The organism is Desulfobulbaceae bacterium DB1 (genome assembly GCA_001914235.1).
In the GTDB taxonomy this organism is placed as follows: domain Bacteria; phylum Desulfobacterota; class Desulfobulbia; order Desulfobulbales; family SURF-16; genus DB1.
Genome location: MQUF01000006.1, coordinates 237,885 through 258,586, shown reverse-complemented (window position 1 = coordinate 258,586; position 20,702 = coordinate 237,885). Strand labels below are relative to the sequence as shown.

General features: G+C 44.4%; 18 protein-coding genes and 1 pseudogene. 9 read left to right on the top strand and 10 right to left on the bottom strand.

The annotated features are described in order from the left end of the window. The first annotated feature begins 17 nt into the window (after positions 1-17). The 9 genes and pseudogenes from BM485_07880 (at position 18) to BM485_07840 (ending at position 8,569) form a co-directional block, all read left to right on the top strand. Positions 18-1,139 carry a hypothetical protein gene (locus BM485_07880; protein ID OKY75783.1) on the top strand — a complete coding sequence of 374 codons (1,122 nt, stop codon included), beginning with the start codon at positions 18-20 and terminating at the stop codon, positions 1,137-1,139. Then, entirely contained in the window at positions 1,136-1,705 is a 570-nt protein-coding gene (locus BM485_07875; GenBank protein ID OKY75631.1) for a hypothetical protein, read from the top strand. The genes BM485_07880 and BM485_07875 overlap by 4 nt, the downstream gene beginning before the upstream one ends. Positions 1,706-1,863: 158 nt before the next feature. Beyond that, positions 1,864-2,976 (top strand): hypothetical protein, encoded by a 1,113-nt coding sequence (locus BM485_07870; GenBank protein ID OKY75630.1) that lies wholly within the window; start codon positions 1,864-1,866, stop codon positions 2,974-2,976. Positions 2,977-2,995: 19 nt separating this feature from the next. Next, a pseudogene (locus BM485_07865) lies at positions 2,996-3,687 on the top strand (transposase). Positions 3,688-3,835: 148 nt separating this feature from the next. Beyond that, positions 3,836-4,756: a hypothetical protein gene (locus tag BM485_07860; protein OKY75629.1), complete on the top strand. Its 921-nt coding sequence runs from the start codon at positions 3,836-3,838 to the stop codon at positions 4,754-4,756. A gap of 299 nt (positions 4,757-5,055) precedes the next feature. Continuing rightward, positions 5,056-5,358, top strand: a complete 303-nt coding sequence (locus BM485_07855; GenBank protein OKY75628.1) for a transposase — start codon at positions 5,056-5,058, stop codon at positions 5,356-5,358. Between the two features lie 17 nt (positions 5,359-5,375). Continuing rightward, the gene (locus BM485_07850) at positions 5,376-6,182 is read left to right on the top strand and encodes a transposase (GenBank protein OKY75782.1); all 807 of its coding nucleotides are present in this window, start codon (positions 5,376-5,378) and stop codon (positions 6,180-6,182) included. A 187-nt stretch (positions 6,183-6,369) separates the two neighbouring features. Further along, on the top strand, positions 6,370-7,110 hold the full coding sequence (locus BM485_07845) for a 3-deoxy-D-manno-octulosonate cytidylyltransferase (protein OKY75627.1): 741 nt from the start codon (positions 6,370-6,372) through the stop codon (positions 7,108-7,110). A 133-nt stretch (positions 7,111-7,243) separates the two neighbouring features. Next, positions 7,244-8,569: a transposase gene (locus tag BM485_07840; GenBank protein OKY75626.1), complete on the top strand. Its 1,326-nt coding sequence runs from the start codon at positions 7,244-7,246 to the stop codon at positions 8,567-8,569. 245 nt (positions 8,570-8,814) lie between these two features. Here the strand turns inward: BM485_07840 and BM485_07835 are convergent, their stop codons facing one another. From BM485_07835 to BM485_07790, 10 genes are all read right to left on the bottom strand, one after another. After that, entirely contained in the window at positions 8,815-9,624 is an 810-nt protein-coding gene (locus BM485_07835; protein ID OKY75625.1) for a hypothetical protein, read from the bottom strand. Between the two features lie 3 nt (positions 9,625-9,627). Then, the gene (locus BM485_07830) at positions 9,628-10,755 is read right to left on the bottom strand and encodes a hypothetical protein (GenBank protein OKY75624.1); all 1,128 of its coding nucleotides are present in this window, start codon (positions 10,753-10,755) and stop codon (positions 9,628-9,630) included. A gap of 2 nt (positions 10,756-10,757) precedes the next feature. Continuing rightward, entirely contained in the window at positions 10,758-12,131 is a 1,374-nt protein-coding gene (locus tag BM485_07825) for a hypothetical protein (GenBank protein ID OKY75623.1), read from the bottom strand. Positions 12,132-12,172: 41 nt separating this feature from the next. Further along, the gene (locus BM485_07820; GenBank protein OKY75622.1) at positions 12,173-13,282 is read right to left on the bottom strand and encodes a hypothetical protein; all 1,110 of its coding nucleotides are present in this window, start codon (positions 13,280-13,282) and stop codon (positions 12,173-12,175) included. Then, positions 13,279-14,406: a hypothetical protein gene (locus tag BM485_07815; GenBank protein OKY75621.1), complete on the bottom strand. Its 1,128-nt coding sequence runs from the start codon at positions 14,404-14,406 to the stop codon at positions 13,279-13,281. The genes BM485_07820 and BM485_07815 overlap by 4 nt, the downstream gene beginning before the upstream one ends. A gap of 88 nt (positions 14,407-14,494) precedes the next feature. After that, positions 14,495-15,736 (bottom strand): hypothetical protein, encoded by a 1,242-nt coding sequence (locus BM485_07810; GenBank protein OKY75620.1) that lies wholly within the window; start codon positions 15,734-15,736, stop codon positions 14,495-14,497. A 137-nt stretch (positions 15,737-15,873) separates the two neighbouring features. Next, positions 15,874-16,716, bottom strand: coding sequence for a hypothetical protein (locus BM485_07805; protein OKY75619.1), 843 nt, complete (start codon positions 16,714-16,716; stop codon positions 15,874-15,876). A 77-nt stretch (positions 16,717-16,793) separates the two neighbouring features. Continuing rightward, positions 16,794-18,545, bottom strand: a complete 1,752-nt coding sequence (locus BM485_07800; GenBank protein OKY75618.1) for a hypothetical protein — start codon at positions 18,543-18,545, stop codon at positions 16,794-16,796. 110 nt (positions 18,546-18,655) lie between these two features. After that, positions 18,656-19,546 carry a hypothetical protein gene (locus tag BM485_07795; protein ID OKY75617.1) on the bottom strand — a complete coding sequence of 297 codons (891 nt, stop codon included), beginning with the start codon at positions 19,544-19,546 and terminating at the stop codon, positions 18,656-18,658. Then, positions 19,546-20,685, bottom strand: a complete 1,140-nt coding sequence (locus BM485_07790) for a hypothetical protein (protein OKY75616.1) — start codon at positions 20,683-20,685, stop codon at positions 19,546-19,548. The genes BM485_07795 and BM485_07790 overlap by 1 nt, the downstream gene beginning before the upstream one ends. Between the last annotated feature and the right edge of the window lie 17 nt (positions 20,686-20,702).

The following is a 20,702-nucleotide window of genomic DNA, read 5'->3' as shown; positions in this document are numbered from 1 at the left end:
GACCCATGGATCAACGTATGATTAAAATTGCCTTCGTTATCGATACAATTGAATCACCGACAGCAGGGACGGAGAAGCAGTTGCTGCTGCTCATACGTAATTTGGATAGACGTAAATTTTTACCATATCTTTGTGTCCTTCGATCTTCCCCTTGGCTCAAGGAAACATTTAAAGACTGCCCCCTAATTGATCTTGAATTTGGGGCACTAAGATGTTTCCGTTCCGTCATGCAACTTCTCAAATTTGTACGATATTTGAAGCAGGAAAGAATCGATATTGTCCAGACCTATTTCGTGGATGCGAACAAAATTGGTGTGGTTGCTGGTTGTTTGGCTGGTGTAAAGTCTGTTATCTCCTCAAGAAGAAATCAGGGTTATTGGATTGGTCTTTTGGAACTCCTTCAACTTCGTTTTTTGAATTGCTTGACAACCCATTTCATTGCGAATTCCCATAGCACAAAGCAGTGGGCTATGAAACGAGAAGGAATTCCAGGGCAAAAAATTTCCGTAATTCTGAATGGGATTGAGTTAGAATACTATGATTTGTCCCGTAAGGCGAAGGTCAATCTCCGCAAGGAATATAATACCCCAGATTGTGCTCGACTTGTTTGCATCGTGGCAAACCTCAGGCCTGTTAAGGGCCATGAAATTTTCCTGCGAGCAGCCAGAATAGTTGCGGACCAGATATCATCAGTTTATTTCGTAATTATCGGGGAGGGCCAAGAGCGTAAACGGCTTGAACGGTTGGCCTCCGAATTGTCATTATCGAAATATGTTTTCTTTCTTGGGAAGAGAGAGGATGTTGCCGATCTTCTCTTGGATATGGATGTGGGTGTCCTGGCTTCACATTCGGAGAGTTTTTCTAATGCGTTAGTTGAATATCTGGCATGCGGACTGCCTGTTGTTGTCACAGATGTTGGAGGTGCGAGAGAGGCCGTTCAAGGCGGAGTCAATGGATTTGTAATTTCCCTTGATAGTGCAAGCGAAGGGCTTGCTAGAGGCATTCTTGGAGCTCTACGAATGAATCATGAGTCGGTTTCCGCACTAAACAGAAAGATTGTCCAAGAGCTTTTTGCAAAAGAGTCGATGGTTGCGGCCTATCAAAATCTTTACCATAAGCTGGTAGGAGACCACGGGTGAAAGAGTTATTGAAAAAAATATTACAGCTCCTTGCTCTCATTTGCACATTCCCGCTGGCCATGATTTTTCGACTATCGCAATCGTCTTCACTATTTGCTGGCCAGGCTCAATTATTGGCGCTGGTTCCTGGCAAGGCAGGCAGTTATCTTCGTGTGGCATATTATTGTCAGACTCTAAAACGCTGTTCCTCCCATGGATATATTGGGTTCGGCACTTTTTTTTCTCAATCGGAGGCTGAACTGGGATTAGGTTATTACATAGGGAGTTACTGTATTCTTGGTAAGGCGGTTCTTGAGAATCATGTCACCATTGGTAGCGGAGTCAATATCCTAAGCGGGAAGCATCAACACGGTTATGCGCAAATAGGTGTGCCTATTCAAGAACAATCTGGGGAATTCATTAAAGTCCGCATTGGGGAAAATTGCTGGATAGGTAATGGGGCAATAATTATGGCTGACTTAGGTCTCCAAAATGTCATTGCGGCAGGAAGTGTGGTTACGTCGAGAACAGAAGATTTTTCTCTCATGGCAGGAAATCCTGCAAAATTAGCCAAAAAAATTTTTTAAGTCCTTTTCAAATTTTGATCTTCATGCTGCTTATGTTGGTAGTCTTCCTTTAATCCGTGACGGAGTTGCAGCAAAAGATCGTCTTGAACAAGAAGGCCATGGTTATTTATAGATAATCCTGAATCAGTGCCTGCACAAGCAGCTATCAAGGGAATAAAATGACTACAACTCTAGACAATAGATTATATTTATTTGTCATACTCACACTAGTTGCACTTTTGCTTATCGCAGTTCCAGTATTTAAAATCATACGATGGAAAATGTATATCTGGCTCCCCGATTATATACGTCAGGTCTTGGAACGCCCTGAACAGGTGTCTGGAGTAAAACATATACTGTTTCTTTTCGTAGATCATTATGAGCCGGGGTGGGAAAATGGGGAAGAAAAAAATAAAAATTGGCTGGCAAATTACCGAAGCCTAGCGGATCGTCATAGCGATAGCTACGGAAGAAAACCACAACATACGTGGTTTTTTGCCTATGATCAGCGAAATGATACGATAATGGCCGCTTTAAGCTCCTTTACCAGAGAGGACTACGGAGAAATTGAATTCCATTGGCATCATGGAAATGACACAAATGCAACATTTCCCGAAAAACTTGAAAAAGCTGTGCAGTGGTTCAACACTTATGGCGTTATGATCTCTCGTGAAGGCTGCGTAAATTTTGGATTTATCCATGGGAATTGGGCACTGGACAATTCTGGAAAAATTGAACATTGCGGTGTTAGTAGAGAACTGGAAATTCTCAAAAAGGCAGGCTGTTACGCAGATTTCACCTTTCCGAGCTTTGGGAATAAATCGCAGCCGGCAAAAATAAACAGCATATATTATGCTGAGGAGGACGATGAAAATAAATCATACAATTCTGGAGTTGACGTGCAGGTTGGTAGCTCAAACAAGAGAGACCTTATGATTTTCCAAGGCCCTCTCACCTTAAAAGATTATGGGGCTGTCGAATCAAGGCTCACACCTGATTCTAAAAAAATAGATAGTTGGATTAATGCCAATATTCATGTTAAAGGCCGCCCCGAATGGATATTCGTGAAAGTGTATACGCATGGCATCCAAAGCCGAAAAACAATATTTAGTGATGTGGTTGATGATATGTTTTCCTATTTAGAAAAAAAATATTCTCAAGGTGAATACCGACTACATTATGTAACCGCGAGAGAAGCTTACAACATTGTCAGGGCGGCAGAAGACGGCAAAACTGGAGATCCAAATGATTTTTTGAATTATGAAATTTCACCTCCTCGTAACAAAGAATAGCCTGTTCGTCTAAACTGCCCTGAACTTGGAATTGATGCACCTGATCGACGAGCAGTATCTCGAAACGCTTTGGTGCGGAGCCCGACAGATGTCCCGGCATCTGCGTCGTCGGGCTATGGGGTGAATCGCAAACGAATCGGACGCCCCTGATGCGGCAGATGGGTCTCTCGGCCATTTACCAGAAGCCGAACACCCCGAAACCACATCCGTTGCACAAGATTTATCCTTACCTTGTTGCGCGGCATGACGATCAACAGGGCCAATCAGGTCTGGTGTGTTGATATTAGCTATGTCCCGATGCGGCTGGGTTTTCTGTATATGGTAGCGATTATGAATTGGTCCAGTCGCAAAGTTTTGTCCTGGCGGTTATCCCACACCATGGACTCCGATTTCTGCGTGGCCGCACTTGAAGAGGCCCTGGCTCGCTATGGCAAACCAGAAATTTTCAATACCGATCAGGGCAACCAGTTTACCAGCGAGGATTTTACCGATGCGCTCAAAGACGCGGACATCCGCATCTCCATGGATGGTAAAGGACGCTGGATAGATAATTTTATGATCGAAAGGCTATGGCGCTCACTGAAGTACGAATGTATTTATCTCCATGCTTTTGAAACCGGAAGCGAGGTACGACAAGGCCTCAATCGCTGGATTAATTTTTATAACACACGGCGTCCTAATTCCGACCTTGACGACAGAACTCTGGATGAGGGCATATTGGCAAAAAGACCGACCCGGCTACAAAGGCCAGGTTATCAAATTGGCGGCTTAAACATGACGGCTTTCCACCTTATTTTAGCCGCTAACCTATTCTAATAACCGGTGCCACCTCTGTAGAAACTATAAATTCTTTAAGAAAATGATACTAACTCTACTGGATCAGTACGAAAAAAAAAAAATAGTCAATAGCCATGGCCCTAAATATCCTCCTATTTTTATTGTGGGACCACCTCGGTCTGGCACCACACTGATATATCTCGTATTGACTCGGGCCTTAAAACTTTCATATTTTTGTAATGTGGTTGACAAATTTCCAGAGAATCCATGTCTCGTTTCACTCATTGCTTCAAAATTGAAACCGTTCATTCCTAAGCATTCTTTGAAAAACAATTATGGTGAAACGCTTGGCTGGAATGCTCCAAGCCAAGGCCGACACATATGGTGCAGATGGTTTCCACCAGATCAAAGCTATGTCAGCGAAGGCCATCTGTCTGATTGGCAATTAAAAGAAATGCAAGGAACAATAGCACATGTTGAAGCCTACTTTGGCGCTCCTTTTATCAATAAATCGCAAGGACATTGTGTGCGAATCTTGGCTCTCAGAAAGGCTTTCCCTGATATGGTGCTTATTCGAGTTCACCGAAACCACCTCTTGACCGCCCAATCAGTTTTATTGGGGAGGGAAAGGGTATTTGGCACTACCGGTCATTGGTTCTCTGTTAAGCCAAAGGAATTCGAACAGATAAAAAACAGTACTCCAATCAAACAGGTTTGCGAACAAATTTACTATTTGGAAAAAAACATGGATTGTGACATTGGAAATTGCAAAAACCTGCCAGTCTTTAACATCAACTATGAGGTCTTTTGCAAAAAAACCCAAGAGATAGTTTCTGGTTTTTGTGATTTTTACAAAAAACAGAAAGGAGTATCACTTGAGCAAGTCAACGCGGTTCCAGAATCTTTTGAGGTTTCCAATTCAATTCGCCTGAATGAATCTGATTTAAATGAATTATCCCATTATTTGCGGTCGTTGTGGGCTGGTAATCCCCCCGAAAAATAGAGGTGTTAAAAAGTAGAATTTTCTCGTAACCCTCTGTGTCAATGTAAGTGAGACACCTGCCCATTGAAAAATTAGTGTAGGGCGGGTAGGAGATCATGATTGCAATTAAACACAAAAACCACTTACAACTCAAAGCAACCAACACATGCGCTGGCTCCATTAACTCGATCACCAGGTGGCGCCATTAAGGCGATCTTGAAATGGCTCCATATAGGCGGTCTGGAAAATTTGGACAGGCTGTTAAGTGAAAATGTTGCTCCAATCTGTTAAATTCACCAAAAACAGAAAGGAGTAAAAACATGACAAAGAGACCACGACGAAATCATTCCTCTGCATTCAAGGCAAAAGTTGCCATTGAAGCGGTCAGGGGAGAACAGACACTGGCCGAGCTCGCTCAGCGGTTTGATGTTCATCCCAACCAGATAACTGACTGGAAAAAGCAACTTCTTGAAAATGCAGACGAAATATTTGAAAAAAACAGCAACGTGAAGCAAGGGCCAGGTGAAGTTGAGTTACATGCAAAAATCGGCCAGCTCACCATGGAAAACGATTTTTTATCCAAAGCGCTCGGGCGCATCAACGTTCCGAGCGCAAAACGATGATCTCTACGAATCACGCCTTGCCAGTAACCAGACAGTGCAAGATTCTTGATTTATCTCGATCAAGCCTGTATTACCAACCAGTACCGTGCAGTGAGCACGAGCTGAACATCATGTCGCTGATTGACGAAATCCACCTGCGGTATCCTTTCTATGGAAGCCGCCGGATCAGTGACAAACTGCTGGATAACGGATTTCATGTCAGCCGTGGCCGGACCAGCAACCTCATGAAGAAAATGGGAATTGAGGCACTCTATCGTAAGCCAAGACTTTCCAAACCGCATCCCGGCCATAAAACATATCCGTACTTGCTGAACGGACTGACGATTGATCGGGCCAATCAGGTATGGTCGACTGATATCACCTATATTCCTTTATCCAAGGGCTATGTGTACCTGGTAGCAGTCATGGACTGGGCCAGCCGGAAAGTTCTTTCCTGGAGACTGTCCAACACGTTGGACACATCGTTTTGTCTTGCTGCTCTGGAAGAGGCAATCGAACGATATGGTTGCCCTGAAATTTTCAACTCTGACCAGGGGTCTCAGTTTACCTCTGAGGCATTTACCAGCAAACTCAAGGACCATGGAATCCGGATCAGCATGGATGGTCGTGGCCGCTGGCGGGATAATATTTTCATCGAGCGTTTATGGCGTAGCGTAAAATATGAGGAAGTATACCTCAAGGCCTACGACTCGATAGCGGTAGCCAGAAAAGAACTCCGCAACTACTTTGAATTTTATAACAAACAGCGGCGTCACCAAGGGCTTGGCAAAAAATTCCCAGAAGAAATATACTGGGGAACGTTACAACAAGAAAAGGCAGCATGAACAGGAGCAGCATTCCACCACTTAAAAACGCCCAGATGGTGTCCAAGCAAACCGGACCACCTCTTAAATCAATCTCAATCAATGGCCACAACAGGGTTTTTCAACAGGCTGCTAAGATCAGCGTTTAACCACCGGGCTTTTCAGCCTGACACCTTTAACACATCGCTTCTCAAACATTTTGAATATTATGGACTTACTGCCTGATTGTTATGGAATCATCCCAACCCGGTATGCCTCTTCCCGCTTTGAAGGAAAGCCTCTTGCCCTTATCCTCGGCAAGCCAATGTTCTGGCATGTTTATAACAGGACCCGTCAATGTACTCGATTAAGCAAAGTCATGCTTGCCACTGACGATCAGAGGATAATGGTTGCAGCGCAAAATCTTGATGTCCCTGTTTTAATGACAAGTGCCAGCCATACCTGCGGCACTGAGAGGGTGCTTGAAGCGGCGCGACTTCTTGATGTCGCCCCGGATGCTGTGGTCATAAATATTCAGGGGGATGAGCCCACTTTGGAACCAGCAATGCTTGAGGAGCTTATCTTACCCTTTCTTTCTTCAGATGTTCAGGTGACAACCCTTGCCCGTGAAATCGACTTTGACGAAGCCCACAATGCCGACGTGGTCAAGGTCGTGCTGGACAACTCAGCGAAAGCGCTCTATTTTTCCAGGGCGCCAATTCCCTACCCCCGAGACGGGAAACAGGATGGTTTCCATGCTCATATCGGCATTTACGCCTTCCGTATGCAGACCCTTGAAACTTTTGTTTCCCTGCAAAACGGTGTTCTTGAAAAAAAAGAGAAACTTGAGCAGTTACGCCTACTGGAAAACGGCATCCCCATTCATGTAGTCAAAACAACTTACAAAAGCCATGGAGTCGACCGTCCCGAAGACATTGAACTCGTCACAAAAATCATGGCAAACTCCTAAATATTAAACTGTATCCTGAATCCGTGAAATTTTTGCAGTAAAAATCGTCTGTATAATCAAATAACATTTTGAAATTTAACAAAAAATATTGCAATATTCGCCTGTCTAAAAACATCACTCTGCAGGTGAAAAAATGAAACGATTTATTCTTGAACGCTCATCGGACGAATTTTATACCTCTCATTCCGGCCTGGCCCTGATCGGGCTCGGTATCAATCGCTTTACCAGCTTGAACGCCAAGCTGAAAAAGGCGATACCCGACACCAAGGACATTGCCAATACAGATGTCATTCGCAGTTATCTCGGGCTCCTCTCGCTTGGCAAAAGCGATTTCGAAGCCATTGCCGACATGAAAGACGACAGGTATTTCCAGCAATCACTTGGCATCAAAGCGGTTCCTTCGCCCGAAACCTTGCGCCAGCGCCTTGACGAAACCGCAACAGTTTTTCAGCCAATTGCTTCCTCCACCTACACGGAGTTCATCCGCAATGCCAAAGGAAAAGTAACCCCCTTGGCCATGGGTCATGTCGCCGTCGATATGGACGTCTTTTGCATGGACAACTCCGGCACCAAAAAAGAAGGTTCCAAGCATACCTATCACGGTTATGACGGCTATGCGCCAATAGCCGCCTACATGGGAGAGGAAGGCTGGTGTATTAATCTTGAGTTCCGGGAGGGCAGCCAGCACAGCCAAAACAATTTTATTCCTTTTCTGCAGGAAACCATCTCCCGTGCCAAGTCTTTAACCAAAAAGTCACTGTTATTCAGGCTTGACTCCGGACACGATGCTGTCGAGACCCGAGCAACGCTTTATGGCCACAAAAAGGTCGATTACATCCTGAAATGGAATCCCCGCAAGCAGGACCTTCCCGCCTGGCTGGCCCGTGGGCTGCAAGAAGGAGAAGTGAGCGAACCACGACGCGGCAAACGGGTTGCCGTATTCAGTTTCAACCAGCTTCAGGAGCACGAGGGCAAGGAGTTCAGTACCCGCCTGATCGTCCGCGTGATTGAACGTACCATTGACAAACGCGGCCAGTTGCTGCTGGTGCCGGATATAGAACTTGAGGGCTGGTGGACATCCCTTTACCTGCCGGAAAAAGAGATCATCAAGCTCTACCGGGACCACGGCACAAGCGAGCAGTTTCACAGCGAATTTAAAACCGACATGGATCTTGAGCGGTTGCCTTCGGGAAAATTTGCGACCAATTCCTTGATCATGTCCTTGGCCGGCTTGGCTTATAACATCTTGCGGTTTATCGGCCAGCTTGGCCTTCTCGGTGATCGCTCACCAGTGCGCCACTCGGCAAAGCGCAGGAGAATTCGTACCGTTATTCAGGAACTCATGTACCGTGCAGCCAGACTGATTGAGACCGGCAGGAAACTGAAGCTGCGGTTCAGCCGCCACTGTTGCGCATTTGACTCGTTTCAGGCCGTTTATAACCGGCTTGCCTTTGGCTAATGCAAGAACAGAAGAGAAATTTGCCGGAAAGTGGCTGAACAGCAGGCCCTGCCGGGAAAATACGCCTAAAAACAGGCAAATATAGCAATTTTTCAAAGAACAACGGGGACGATGTCCCAATTTACCAGCAATATGCTGGCAATATATAAATTTCTGGCGGTCGCGGTGTTGAAATTTTTTCGCGCCCCACAATTTTTAGGGAGAATCCGGGATACCTCACGGATTCAGGTGTAATTGATCAACAATTACTTTTTCTTTTGCCTGCTTCGGCGATGCTCCAATTTTCGTGCAACCTTTTTCTTCAATTCATCCAGGAAAGCTTTTTCATCAGAACACCAGGAAGCATCATGTTGTAGATACACCCCGAAACAATCTGCAGGCAGATCTGGAGTACTGTTCCACCAGGCAAATGAAAAAACCAAATTTGCAAGATCAGCCAATCTCTTGTTTGCGGTGACTTTTCCCATAAATCGGCAATCATCAAGGTCTATAACATGAATGTCGGCCTCCCCTGAACGTTCAATCCAGAGAAAATTACTTATCTTGGCATCACCGTGATAAATGCCGGAATGGTGCATTCGGCCAAGGAGAGATGCCACGGCGGAAATAATAATATCCCGTTTTTCAGGCTCTTGAAAATCTTCCCTAAGCTGGTCCTTATCCTTGTCGGGTTTGACATACTCGTAAAGACACGTTGTCCCTTTATATGAAAACCTTTTCCCTATGTCGACGGCGGCCAACAATACAGGGGTTGATATGTGGTGCTGTTCCATAATTTTCACTCTGTCTCTAATATTAAGAGCAAGTGAAGGCAGTATGAAGCGTCTGATGCGAAAAAGAAAATTTTTTACAAAATAATGTTTTACAATGTAAGGCTTGCCCGAAAAACTAATTAATGATACTCTGGACCGTTTTTCACGTTTAAAATCTTGTACACTCTTTTCAAAAAGTACCTGTGGGTTAAGGGTTATGATGTCTCGGAGTTTTTCATCAATTTCGGAATTGATGTAGCCGCTCATATTTTTGCAGACTATCTGCTCTTTTTCATCAATCATTTTTTATGACGGAAATTTTCCAAGTATCTTTTGAGCCAAATCGGCAATTTTTTGGGCGCGACTCTGCCAAGAATACTCACGAGATCGTTTCCATCCATTTTCAGCAAGTTTATTTCTCAATGAATCGTCTTCAAAAAGTTTACGCACACCGGCGGCAAGAGAAAAGGGATTGTCCGGCTGGACAAAAACCGCCTCATTTTCTGAAACAATTTCTCTCATACTTGGCAGATCCGAAACAACCACCGCAACACCTGCAGAAATCGCCTCAATGAGTTTTAAAGGACTGGTAAAAAGGGCGCTTATGCGATCCCTAGCAGAATTTGGAATGACGGCAACCTTCGTTTTTCTCATAAAAGAAAAAACTTCAGAGGCCTGGAGATATCCCCGGCTTATCAGCCGTCCCTGCTCGATAAGCTGAACAACCTTTTTCTGCCTAGAAAATTTTTCATCCAGCTCGCCGACAATCTCCAAAACATATTTCTCAGGTAAAAGCTCCACAGCATCAATAAGGACATCCACACCCTTCCATCCGTAACGGGTCGTCCCTACATAGACAAATGTGTTGACGTTTTCCGGTTTTATCTGTTTTTCGGCGAATAACTCTATTCTTTTTGCACTACTTGGAATAATTTCCTGATTCTCCGTTATTATATAGTGTTCCGCCATAACACGCCGCAACCCCTGAGAAATAAAAACAACGCCAGAGGCATTCGCCATCACCTTTTTTTCGAGCAGGTTATCACGAGTGGAAGCATTTTTCTTTTCGGAAAAAATCTCATGGGATTCATAAATAAGTGGGGCAGAATGATTAAGAAGAAAGTCAGCAGTCTGAAGATGCCTGGAAAAGAGAATATCCGGCTGATCTTTTTTTAAAGAAACACCCAAAAAATAATTATAGAATTTATGACTTGTGATAGGACCTAATGATTTTCGGATAAAAGATATTTTTAAATTAGAGGGTTTTTCCAAGCCATAATAACTAAAAATCTCCCCCCCGGCATATACGCCTTGAGGCACATAAAGAATCAGTTCCTCGAGTTCTCCCGCAAGAGCAAAACAGGTGTTAACAACCTGAATTGACCGAGCAGTTTTAGAGGGCAATGCCTCCGGATAGCAGTAGGCTAACCTCATTGCTAATAATCTTCTCCAGGAATACAGTCTCTAGGTGAACATGGATGGGAACGGCAAAAATCAAGAATTCCCTCAATCTTGCCATGTATTTTCTGAAACATTTCCTTTGTCGGATTTTTTCTATTGAATCCGGGACAGGGAATCTCGAAATGGTTTTTCAAAAATGCCACAAAATCATCAACTGAATTCCGGTCGCAACCATCTGAAATTGCTTTATTTATCAAAGAAGGAAACAAATTGATATCTTCGCATCTATATACAAGTTTCGGCAAGGTATAAAACAGAGGGCCAAAGGTGATCACCGGTTTATAGTGCTGCAAAGCTTCAAAACCCGCCAAAGAATTAAAAGTAACAACCAGCTTGGTTTTTTCAAGTAATTTAGCCATCGGATATTTATACAAAAAAAGAACATCAGGATGCTGTTGTTTATATTTGTCACTGATAATTCCGGGACGCGCAGGATGTTCCTTGACAACCATTCTTATTTTGTTTTTCTTCCCGCTGTTTAATTTCTGCAAAGCGTCTTCAACCAGAGTAGCCAAACACTCCATATTGGTAATACCAAGAGGATTCGGCACTTCCCCACAGATTTCATTACCCTGCAATGGCACCAAGACGAACTCCTCTGGTAAAGTGAGTGATGTTTGGTCGGGCAAATGCTTACCGCTTGACTTGAGAGACTGGTGGCGCAAATCGTTTAACAAAGAGCGGGTGGGTCGAAGGTCTGGGTGCTGTGATACCCAGAAGGGATTGCGCTGATATCTCGTCTTCTGCAACAGAGAAGCCAAACGGCTCGGTTTTTTTATCTCCACAGGGTCATACTGCATATCCGGAACTTCAATGCTCGGCACAATTGTTCTTTTGGTCGCATTGTCCCATCGTTTTTGCCATATGGCTGGTTCAAAAACGCGTAAAGGTTCCCATAATACCCCACATGACTCACCTCTGAAAAAACCACCGCCCAAGTAGCATACCGGCAGATTGTTATCATTGGCGACAGCGGTAATACAGGCAGAATCGAGGAAATTCTTGGCCTGCGTGATGATCAAATCCACATTGTTTTTTATGAGATAATCGTCCAGAAATTCTAAATATGTCGCACAAAGATGATGAAAAGCCTGTTTTATCTTCCGGTCTTTCGCAAGAGTATAAAAATGTGTTCTCGCCAATGCACTTTCTATTCGCAATGATGATTTGTTCTCACCCTGAACAGGATTGACCTTGTATAAATGAACACTATCTTCATACTGGCTATCCAGAAAAAGTCCGATCATGGGATCGGACGTCATAAATGTAACATTATGAAATTTTCTGAGATAGTTTCCGAATAAAAAATCAAATTTCATTTTGTGGACAAGATACAAAATATTCGCCATACACATTTCCTCTCATACCAGAAAAATACCATTTAATGATTTCACATCGGATGTATCATTTGCAGATAACTCTCTAGTTTATCAACAGTGTGTTGCCATGTGAGCCTATTCAATATCCGTTCCCTGCCCTGCTGGCCAATTGTTTGTTGTATTTTTTGATCGCTTAAGATTACTCGTATTCCATCGGCAAGTTGGTCACTGTTGCCAGGAGCGCATAAAATCCCGGCATCGCCGATCACCTCAGGTATTCCTCCAGAATCCGAACCGATAACAGGAACCCCGCAACTCATTGCCTCAGCGATTGAAATCCCAAAAGTCTCCAAATGCAGACTTGGAAATACGGCAACGTTAGCAAAGGAATAATACTGCGGTAATAAGTGATGCGGGACATTGCCGAGAAATTTCACCCTGTCAGCAAGTTGAAATCGACGCACGCATTCATCCAACTCAGTACGATAGTTTCCCTCGCCGGCAATCAGGTAAAAAAAATCAGGGAACTCAGTTTTTAGCTTAGCAACAGCTTCAATAACATGATGAAACCCTTTAAATCTCTTCAACCGGGCGGCACTGAAAATCACCCGTGCATCAGCGGAAGGAAGAAGCTCCGCTTTTAGTGACCTATTAACGGTCAAAGGACGGAAGGTTTCTGTGTCAACTCCATTATAAAGAACCTTCGGCCGTATCCCGCAGTAATCTTCTATCTGCCCGGCATTAAAACTGCTGCAGGCCGTAAAAAAATCAAGCCTTTTTACCAACCAGCCATATCCAGGGAAAAACTCTGTTCCACCGCTGCAGAAAACAACCTTACTCTTTGATTGTTTCGCGACCCGCAATATCCATGGAATGTCATATGGTTTGTGAATGATTATGACATCATATTTACGTTTACGTAAATCTTCTGAACAATTTCTGGCCATTGACCATCTTTCAGCCATTTTTTGAAAGCGCATCCCAAAACCAGGGAACTGGTCACGTGATCGATATGGATAGGTAAAGACGGCGAGAGGATACTTAGCAGGTAATGTTGAATTCCCTCCATAAATATGAACTTCATGTCCCCGACGATCCAATTCCCGACCAACTTCCCAGTTGAAAGTTTCAATCCCTCCAGTAAGCACCGTGGTCGTTAAATTATAAAGCGCTACTTTCATGTATCAATACTCTGCAGGACTGCATCGAGCACTTCATCAACAGGAAGAAGAGACATGCAGGAAGGGTTAACGGAGCATTTCTTCGTGACACAATCATTACCACATGGTCGAGGCCGGCTTATAACGTGGTGAATTTCATTATCTTGAATTGGCCCTATCCCAACGTGACTGGTAGGAACAAAAAGAGATACTGTTGGTATTTTTAACGCAATTGCGATATGCATGGTCCCCGTATCATTAGTCACAAGAGTTTTCAGAAAAGATACAATTAGAGACAGATCCCCAATTGGGATGAGGCCGCAAAGAGATGTTACCCGGTCATTGCGATTGATGCCCTTTGTAATTTTGTCAGCCAGTTTCTTTTCATTAGGGGAACCCAAAATAACAATTGAAACTTTGTGATTTCGCTGGATAAGTTCTTGGCCAAGCATGATAAAATTCTCAACCGGCCACATCTTAAATTGCTTACTGGCACCAGGTTGGAAACCGACAAGAGTCATTTTGTCCGGATCAGGAAATCCCGATTTCATATACACTTGCAACTTATTCCGCTGATCATGAGTCGACAGGGGCAAAATAAGCCGGGTTGACCAAACCGGATGATGGGGACGGATTGCTTCAAGAACAGCCAGACGATGAAATATTACATGCTTTCCGACAGGAGGGTCTACTACATGACTAAAAAAACGACTGGTTAATTGATCAGGCGAATATCCAACCAAAAGAGGAATTTTCGCAAGCACTGTCATATAGACAGGAAACGGATCAGAGACTTGGAGCGCAAGGACTAGCTGAAATTGATCTTGCTTAATTGAATGAACAATTTTAAAAAAATTAATTATACCCTTTTGAAAGGGAATAAATCCGTCAACATGGGGGTTATCAGAAAAAAGAGGGATAAACTTTTTTTGAACCAACACCTTGATGATTGCGTCAGGAAATTCCTGCCGCAATGCGCAAAATACCGGAGTGGAAAGGAGAGTATCCCCTATTGCCGTTGTGCAAAGTATTAATATTTTATTATAATTTATGGAATTCTGTTTTTTAAATGCAGGCAGAGGTCGATTATATTTTTTTTGAATTTTTTTTGCTAAATTGTAGAAAAAACGGGAAATTACTGTCATGTTACGAATCGCTCATACTTCTGCCGGCAAATCTCCCATCGACAGAATCTTTTTTTGCTGGAAGCAGTTAAAAAATAGATGACGAAGTTTAATCAGAAAATGTTTTTTGTTTTCTCACATCTAAATACAATCCAACTGCCATTGCCATCACCATCCAGTAGGCCAGCGCTATCCCTGAATCATAGACATCATCAAACAACATTCTTGCCCAAAAACCGCACATAAGACAAAGAGTGCCGGCAAATACAAATCGTTCAAACTGAGAGGTAGATAGTCTCATTCCTTTAAAAAAAACACTGAATTGCACAAACAGCAGAAACAGTAAAGCAACAAGCCCCTGCACTCCGGTCTGAAGAGTAAAATTGAAAAATGTGTTGTGGCCATGGGTTAGAGAATTAGGGCGCGAGTTCACTGTTTCCTTGTCCACTTTCTTCAGATTGGATCGGCCATATCCATAACCGACAAAAGGATGCTGCTTGAAGGACTGCCAGAAATGCTCATAGAGCAGAAACCGTACCTGAATTGCATCTTTCTGATCAAATTTATCCAAATGTTTCGAAAGAATCGGCTCCCAATTTCTACCCATAAATTTTGATTTTATCGGAGTTACCATAACAAAAAACACCAAGGCTATCATAACGGGTAACATTATATAAAATATCCGTTTAGGCGAGAACTGCCGATAAAACATTAAAGGCACCAAAAGAACTACAGCCATCGCAACTATCCCGGCCCGCTGGTAGGATAAATATAACATATAAATATTACATATCAGGAGAATAGAGGTAAGCAGAACATATTTTTTCCCGGAAACAAAATACAATGACGCATAATAAAGGCTGGAAAATATCAAAAAATAGCTGCTGACTTCTGTTAACCCTTTGCTGAAAAGTTTTTTAGTGGCAAGAGAGCGAACAAACTTCAACTGGATAAAATCATTGTCGTAAAACTGATAGAAAAAAAGAAACAACGCCAGCAGGTTCCCTAGAAAAAAGATTGCCAAAACCAGATAAAGCCTTTCCCTCTCAGCACAAAAACCTGCCAAGGCATAAAAAAGAAAAATATAGGTTAGGAACTCACCTCTTATTTCATTTAAAGTATATGAAAGATCAAAACATGAAAAAATGGAAAAAAGAATAACTGTAAATAGCAAAAAAATGGGAGGGTGAAGAGGATTCAGTCGAAACTTCCAGTCATTTTTTATATATTTTAAAACAAAACAACCAATCAAGACAAAAATTACGCCCGCACCTTCAAAGGTATTGGTATGGTTCGTCGGGATGGCGTAAACAAGAAGAGTCAACCCCAGGTAAACCAATGACTCCGCCACAATAATGGAAAGTGGTTTTCCTTTCTGCCTGGAAAATAATTGCGGTAACATCACATTATTTCAAAATGCCAAGATTCAGTATTATCATTTTTTTTAAACTTCCCTTGCATGTTTTTTTATCAGAAAAATCGCCAAATTTATGCAGCAAAAATATGAAAATTGGGAATTTCGATCGACGTTGCCGGATCGATAATTTTCCCTTTCTTAATAGGTGCGTTGTCGAAATCTTCAACCATATAAATAGTTTTGCCGAGATCGGACAATTGGCGGAAAATATCCCTTGGGGATTTTCCTCTGGACTGAAGATATGGAGTATGAATTTCCACAAAAAGTTTTACATCTTTTTTTTGCAGAGTTTTTCTCCCTCCATGAATCACCAAGTCTTCAGCTCCTTCAACATCAATTTTTATAGTGGTTGGGGAAATCTGAAATGCTTCAACAAATCTGTCAAGAGTGATACAAGGAACCTGAATTTTCATGTGTTCAGCACCATCTGCTACCGGGTTAGTGGCAAAAATTGACGAACCGGAATTACCGAAAATTCTATTGGTATACAGATCCAAAAAACCGATTGAATCCGAAAGGGCAGTTCTTTCCAAAAAAACATTATGAACATCATTGAGAATCAGATTGATGGAACACTGACGGAATGCAACAGAATCGGGCTCAAAACCGAAAACCATCCCCTGTGGAACTATATATTTTCCAAGTAAAGTTGAATAGTTACCTATCCATGTCCCAACTTCCAATACAGTTTCATCAGGCTTAATACGGTCAAAACAGAGTTGGATTAGATCTCTCTCCCACCTGTTTCTTCTGATCCGGGAACACAGGCGGATTAATTGCCGGACATCATCTGTATAATAAGTATCAAAATGGAGGGTAAATTTTGGATTACTTGCCGTAATTATCTTTTTATTTCGATAAAAGGAATTTTTTATTCCCTCGCGAAAAGCATAAAATGTTTTCTTAAGTGACATATACATGGATTCCTGAGATAGACATATTGAGTCTTGGTGATCGCTTACACCTGACATACATTCTCCCCCTACTTCATTCAGACGCTTTCCATCTCCTGAACATTCATCGTGTGGTAGAGTTGTTTGTAGGCGGGAGAATTCTCCATCAGGTGATTATGGCTGCCGGAAGCAACTATTTTTCCATGATCCATCACCAGGATTCTGTCAGCATTGCGAATGGTGGAAAGACGATGGGCAACAACAATCGTCGTTCTGCCTTTCATTAATTTTTCCAGCGAATTTTGAACCAACTGTTCATTAACCCTGTCCAGCGCCGATGTTGCCTCATCGAGAATGAGAATCGGTGAATTCTTGCATATTGCCCGGGCTATAGCGATGCGTTGCCGCTGGCCACCGGAAAGATTTAAACCTCTTTCACCAAGTACGGTTTCGAAACCATCAGGAAGCTCCATGATGACATCATAAATATTGGCGAGCTTCGAGGCCTTTTCAATATCAGCATCGGTAACATCAGGTTTTCCGAACGCCATATTTTCCCGGATTGATCCGTTAAAGAGAATAACATCTTGACTCACCAACCCGATAAGCCCGCGTAAATCGGCAAGATCAATCGTCCGTATATCATGACCATCAAAAAACACTGTGCCTTCAGATGGGTCAAAATACCGAGGAATTAAATCAATCAATGTACTTTTCCCGGCGCCGCTTGCCCCGACAATGGCCAATATTTCACCCTTGTGTATCTTGAGATCGATATTCTGCAAGGCGTATTCATCATTGCCATTATGACGATGGGAGACATTCTCGAAACATATCTCCTTTTGAAAGGAGTCGACACGAACCGTTCCACTCTTTTCCTCTGGAAGCTGTTCCAACCACTCCAAACGATCAATAGCCGCCACTGTCTCCTGAAGAATGGTATAAGAATCCCCGATTTTTTTCATGGGGGAAAGCACCATGATGATCGCACCCAGAGAAGAAAAAAGATCTCCACTTGTGATCACCCCTTTCACAACAAGCAGACCACCATACCATACCACCAAACCTACACCTACGCCGCTGGCCACGTCACTGAGGAATTTGATCATTTCCTTGAGACGGATGATTTTATATTCCTGTCCGTAATGTTTCAAACACTCATTCATGAAACGGCTGACAAAACTTTCTTCATTGATAAAAATTTTCACCACCCGCAACCCGGTTACACTTTCACCGACTTGATGAGTGATGGTGGAGAGAGTCTGCTGGGCTTTGCCCTTCTGCCTCTTCACCTTAGTGCCGAAACGGTGCGTCAAGCGGATCATTCCCGGCAAAACAACGAGTGCCAACAGGGCAACATCCCATTTCCGGTAAAAAGCAACTACGAGCATGACAATAACGGTCGGTCCTTCCTTGAAAAAGGTAAGGAGGGTGTCCGAAACCAAAGACTGTAACATGCTGATATCATAAATCACTCTGGAAATGATTCTACCCGAAGTCTCGGAACCGAAAACAGAGAGTGGCAACCTGAGCAGGTGGCTGTATGTTCTAATCCTTAAATCCCTAACCATCTTCAGCGAGGCAGAACGCATCATGAGTGAATAGACCATCTGACTCCCGCCCCTGAGGGAATAAAGAAAGATGATGGCCAGGGGGAGCCAGGTAAGCACGGCATATTTTTTCTCAACAAAGATCGAGTCAATAACCGGTTTTACCATCCAGGCGATGCCGCCGCTGGCGCCTGATGAGATCAGACTGAAGACAACCGCCAGCAGCACCGATCCGGCATAAGGGCTGACAAAACGCCAGACCTTTCTTTGAAACAGCTGTGTAAGAGATGATTTATTCATAATAAAATATCAGAAAACCCAGAAAGTAAGAGAAACAAACACGGGATAGTAAATGAGATGCCTTTTAATTGCAAGAAGGAGTTTACCGGGATGAGCAAAGAAGAGCGCTGTCACCCAACTTTTTTTCTTGCCCTGCGTCTGTCCGCATGGCGTGCTATGCGCTCCGTTTTGGAGCGAATCCAGCGCCAGGTCAGCCGCTCAAGCAGGTTAAGAGACTGCCCCTCTTTGGCAAGATAAACCTGAAAAAGCAAAAAACGCTCGCTGTCGGAGAAGATGGCATTTTCCCTGCTGCTGTAATTGAACTCGGCCAGGGCCTTGACCGGCCAGCGGAAGCGGCCCAGGGTGTTTCTGTCGATTCTCTGCAGATCAAAAAGAGCTATGTCCGGCGCGCCGCTGTCAATATTAGCCAGCAGGACATGGGTGGCGTTGAAATCAAGATGGTTGTAGCCGCTGGCATGCATTTTTCCGGCGTACCCTGCCACACCCCGCAGAATATTCTTTCGCAACAGTGTGTGCTGCAGGCCGGCCAGCCGGTCCGGCTGATTGCGGATCAGCTCTTCCAGCTGCACATAGGGAGAAAAATCCTCGGTCAGAAAAAAAGAGTCCACGGTGCCGTTCTCATACACCCTCTCCCCCATGGCCACAGGCACTGCCGTGGCCAGGCCATGCCTGCGGAAATCATAAAAATAGACAAACTCCTTGCCGCCCTCCGATTGCCAGACAAGGGAGGAGGATGGCCGGAGTCCTTTTTTCTGTTGTTGTTCCCGGTCATGCCTTTTCAAAAAAAAGACCGTGCCTGCGATTTCACAGCGGTAGACTGAGCGCTCCTTAATTTTTTTAATGAGCGTGCCAAGGTGCAGATCATAAAAGTCTTCAAAGGTGCGCAAACCGGCGCTTTGCAGCTGCTGCTGATACAGGACGTTGATGACAAGCCGCCAGGACGAGCCGGGATCATGGCCCAGGTATTCGACAATGTCAACAGGGGCGGCCAGATCTTGCATCAACGCACCCCACCTTTTCTACGTGCCGCCGTCTCTTCGATGATTCTCACCGCCGCCTGGGGTCGGCTGTACAGATCCTCCCGGTCCGCGTAGGCATAAGCGTTTTCTCCCCAAATTTTCAACTCAGCAGGGCTGAGCATAGCGCCAAGAACCCTGTTCATCTCCTGCTGCGTGAATGGTTCCGGAACCAGACAGCCGGCATTCGCCCTGGTGACATGAAAGGAGTAGCCGCAGATTTCCGTAGCCAGAACCGGCAGCCCGGCCACCATGGCTTCTAGAATGGCATTTCCGGTATTTTCCGTCACCGCCGGGTGCATCAACAGATCAGCCCCGGCCAAAAAACGGGGGACGTCGGGCCGCGCCCCAAGAAAATGCACCCGGTCCCTGACGCCGGCCCGGGCTGCCAGACGTTCCATTTTCTTGGCGTCCCCCTTGCCGATGACAAAGAGGCGGGTTTGCGCCCGCACTTCCCGCGGCAGGGCAGCCAGGGCAACAATGGCCCGGGCCACCCCCTTACGGACAAAATCCGAACCGATCATAACCAGCATGAACTGCCCGTCCCCCACCCCGCACTCTTCTCTGGTCTGCCTGCGGATTTCGGGACGCAGCTCGGCCCGAATCCGCTCCCGGTCAATGCCGGGTGGCAGATAGTGAAAGCGCTCTTTCGGGGTGTTGTAGACACTTATATAATTGTTCTTTTCCGCTTCAGAGAGATACATGATGCAGGCTGCTGATTTCTTAGCAAAAACCGCCTTCTCAAAGCCGGCATAGGTGCGATACCTAGCCGTGAGTCGCGCCCAAAAGCCGCGCCGCCGGACAATATCAAGCACGTAGCAGACATCCGCCGCGTAATAGAGATCCAGTCCGGGCAAGCGGTTAAAACCCACTATCAGGTCAAAGCCGGCGGTATAATGATGTTTGCTGAGTTGCCACGCAAAAGCTTGAGAGCGACCGTGATTTGTCAGGCCACGAACTTTCACGAGAACTACTGCAAGGCCTTCCGGTTTTTCTCCCTGCCAGGACATGGTGAAGACGGTGACGGTATGCCCTCTATCAAGGCAGGCCCGGGCGATACGCAAAAAATTTTTTTCCAACCCGCCATATGGATAATAATTATTGATAAGGAAGGCCAGTTTCATATTCACTGAGAGTAATT

Excerpts from the sequence above, each read along its gene's own strand:
- BM485_07880 (OKY75783.1), top strand. The coding sequence starts at position 18 with ATGATTAAAATTGCCTTCGTTATCGATACAATTGAATCACCGACAGCA.
- BM485_07870 (OKY75630.1), top strand. The coding sequence starts at position 1,864 with ATGACTACAACTCTAGACAATAGATTATATTTATTTGTCATACTCACA.
- BM485_07860 (OKY75629.1), top strand. The coding sequence starts at position 3,836 with ATGATACTAACTCTACTGGATCAGTACGAAAAAAAAAAAATAGTCAAT.
- BM485_07855 (OKY75628.1), top strand. The coding sequence starts at position 5,056 with ATGACAAAGAGACCACGACGAAATCATTCCTCTGCATTCAAGGCAAAA.
- BM485_07845 (OKY75627.1), top strand. The coding sequence starts at position 6,370 with ATGGACTTACTGCCTGATTGTTATGGAATCATCCCAACCCGGTATGCC.
- BM485_07840 (OKY75626.1), top strand. The coding sequence starts at position 7,244 with ATGAAACGATTTATTCTTGAACGCTCATCGGACGAATTTTATACCTCT.
- BM485_07835 (OKY75625.1), bottom strand. The coding sequence starts at position 9,624 with ATGATTGATGAAAAAGAGCAGATAGTCTGCAAAAATATGAGCGGCTAC.
- BM485_07830 (OKY75624.1), bottom strand. The coding sequence starts at position 10,755 with ATGAGGTTAGCCTACTGCTATCCGGAGGCATTGCCCTCTAAAACTGCT.
- BM485_07825 (OKY75623.1), bottom strand. The coding sequence starts at position 12,131 with ATGGCGAATATTTTGTATCTTGTCCACAAAATGAAATTTGATTTTTTA.
- BM485_07820 (OKY75622.1), bottom strand. The coding sequence starts at position 13,282 with ATGAAAGTAGCGCTTTATAATTTAACGACCACGGTGCTTACTGGAGGG.
- BM485_07815 (OKY75621.1), bottom strand. The coding sequence starts at position 14,406 with ATGACAGTAATTTCCCGTTTTTTCTACAATTTAGCAAAAAAAATTCAA.
- BM485_07805 (OKY75619.1), bottom strand. The coding sequence starts at position 16,716 with ATGTCACTTAAGAAAACATTTTATGCTTTTCGCGAGGGAATAAAAAAT.
- BM485_07800 (OKY75618.1), bottom strand. The coding sequence starts at position 18,545 with ATGAATAAATCATCTCTTACACAGCTGTTTCAAAGAAAGGTCTGGCGT.
- BM485_07795 (OKY75617.1), bottom strand. The coding sequence starts at position 19,546 with ATGCAAGATCTGGCCGCCCCTGTTGACATTGTCGAATACCTGGGCCAT.
- BM485_07790 (OKY75616.1), bottom strand. The coding sequence starts at position 20,685 with ATGAAACTGGCCTTCCTTATCAATAATTATTATCCATATGGCGGGTTG.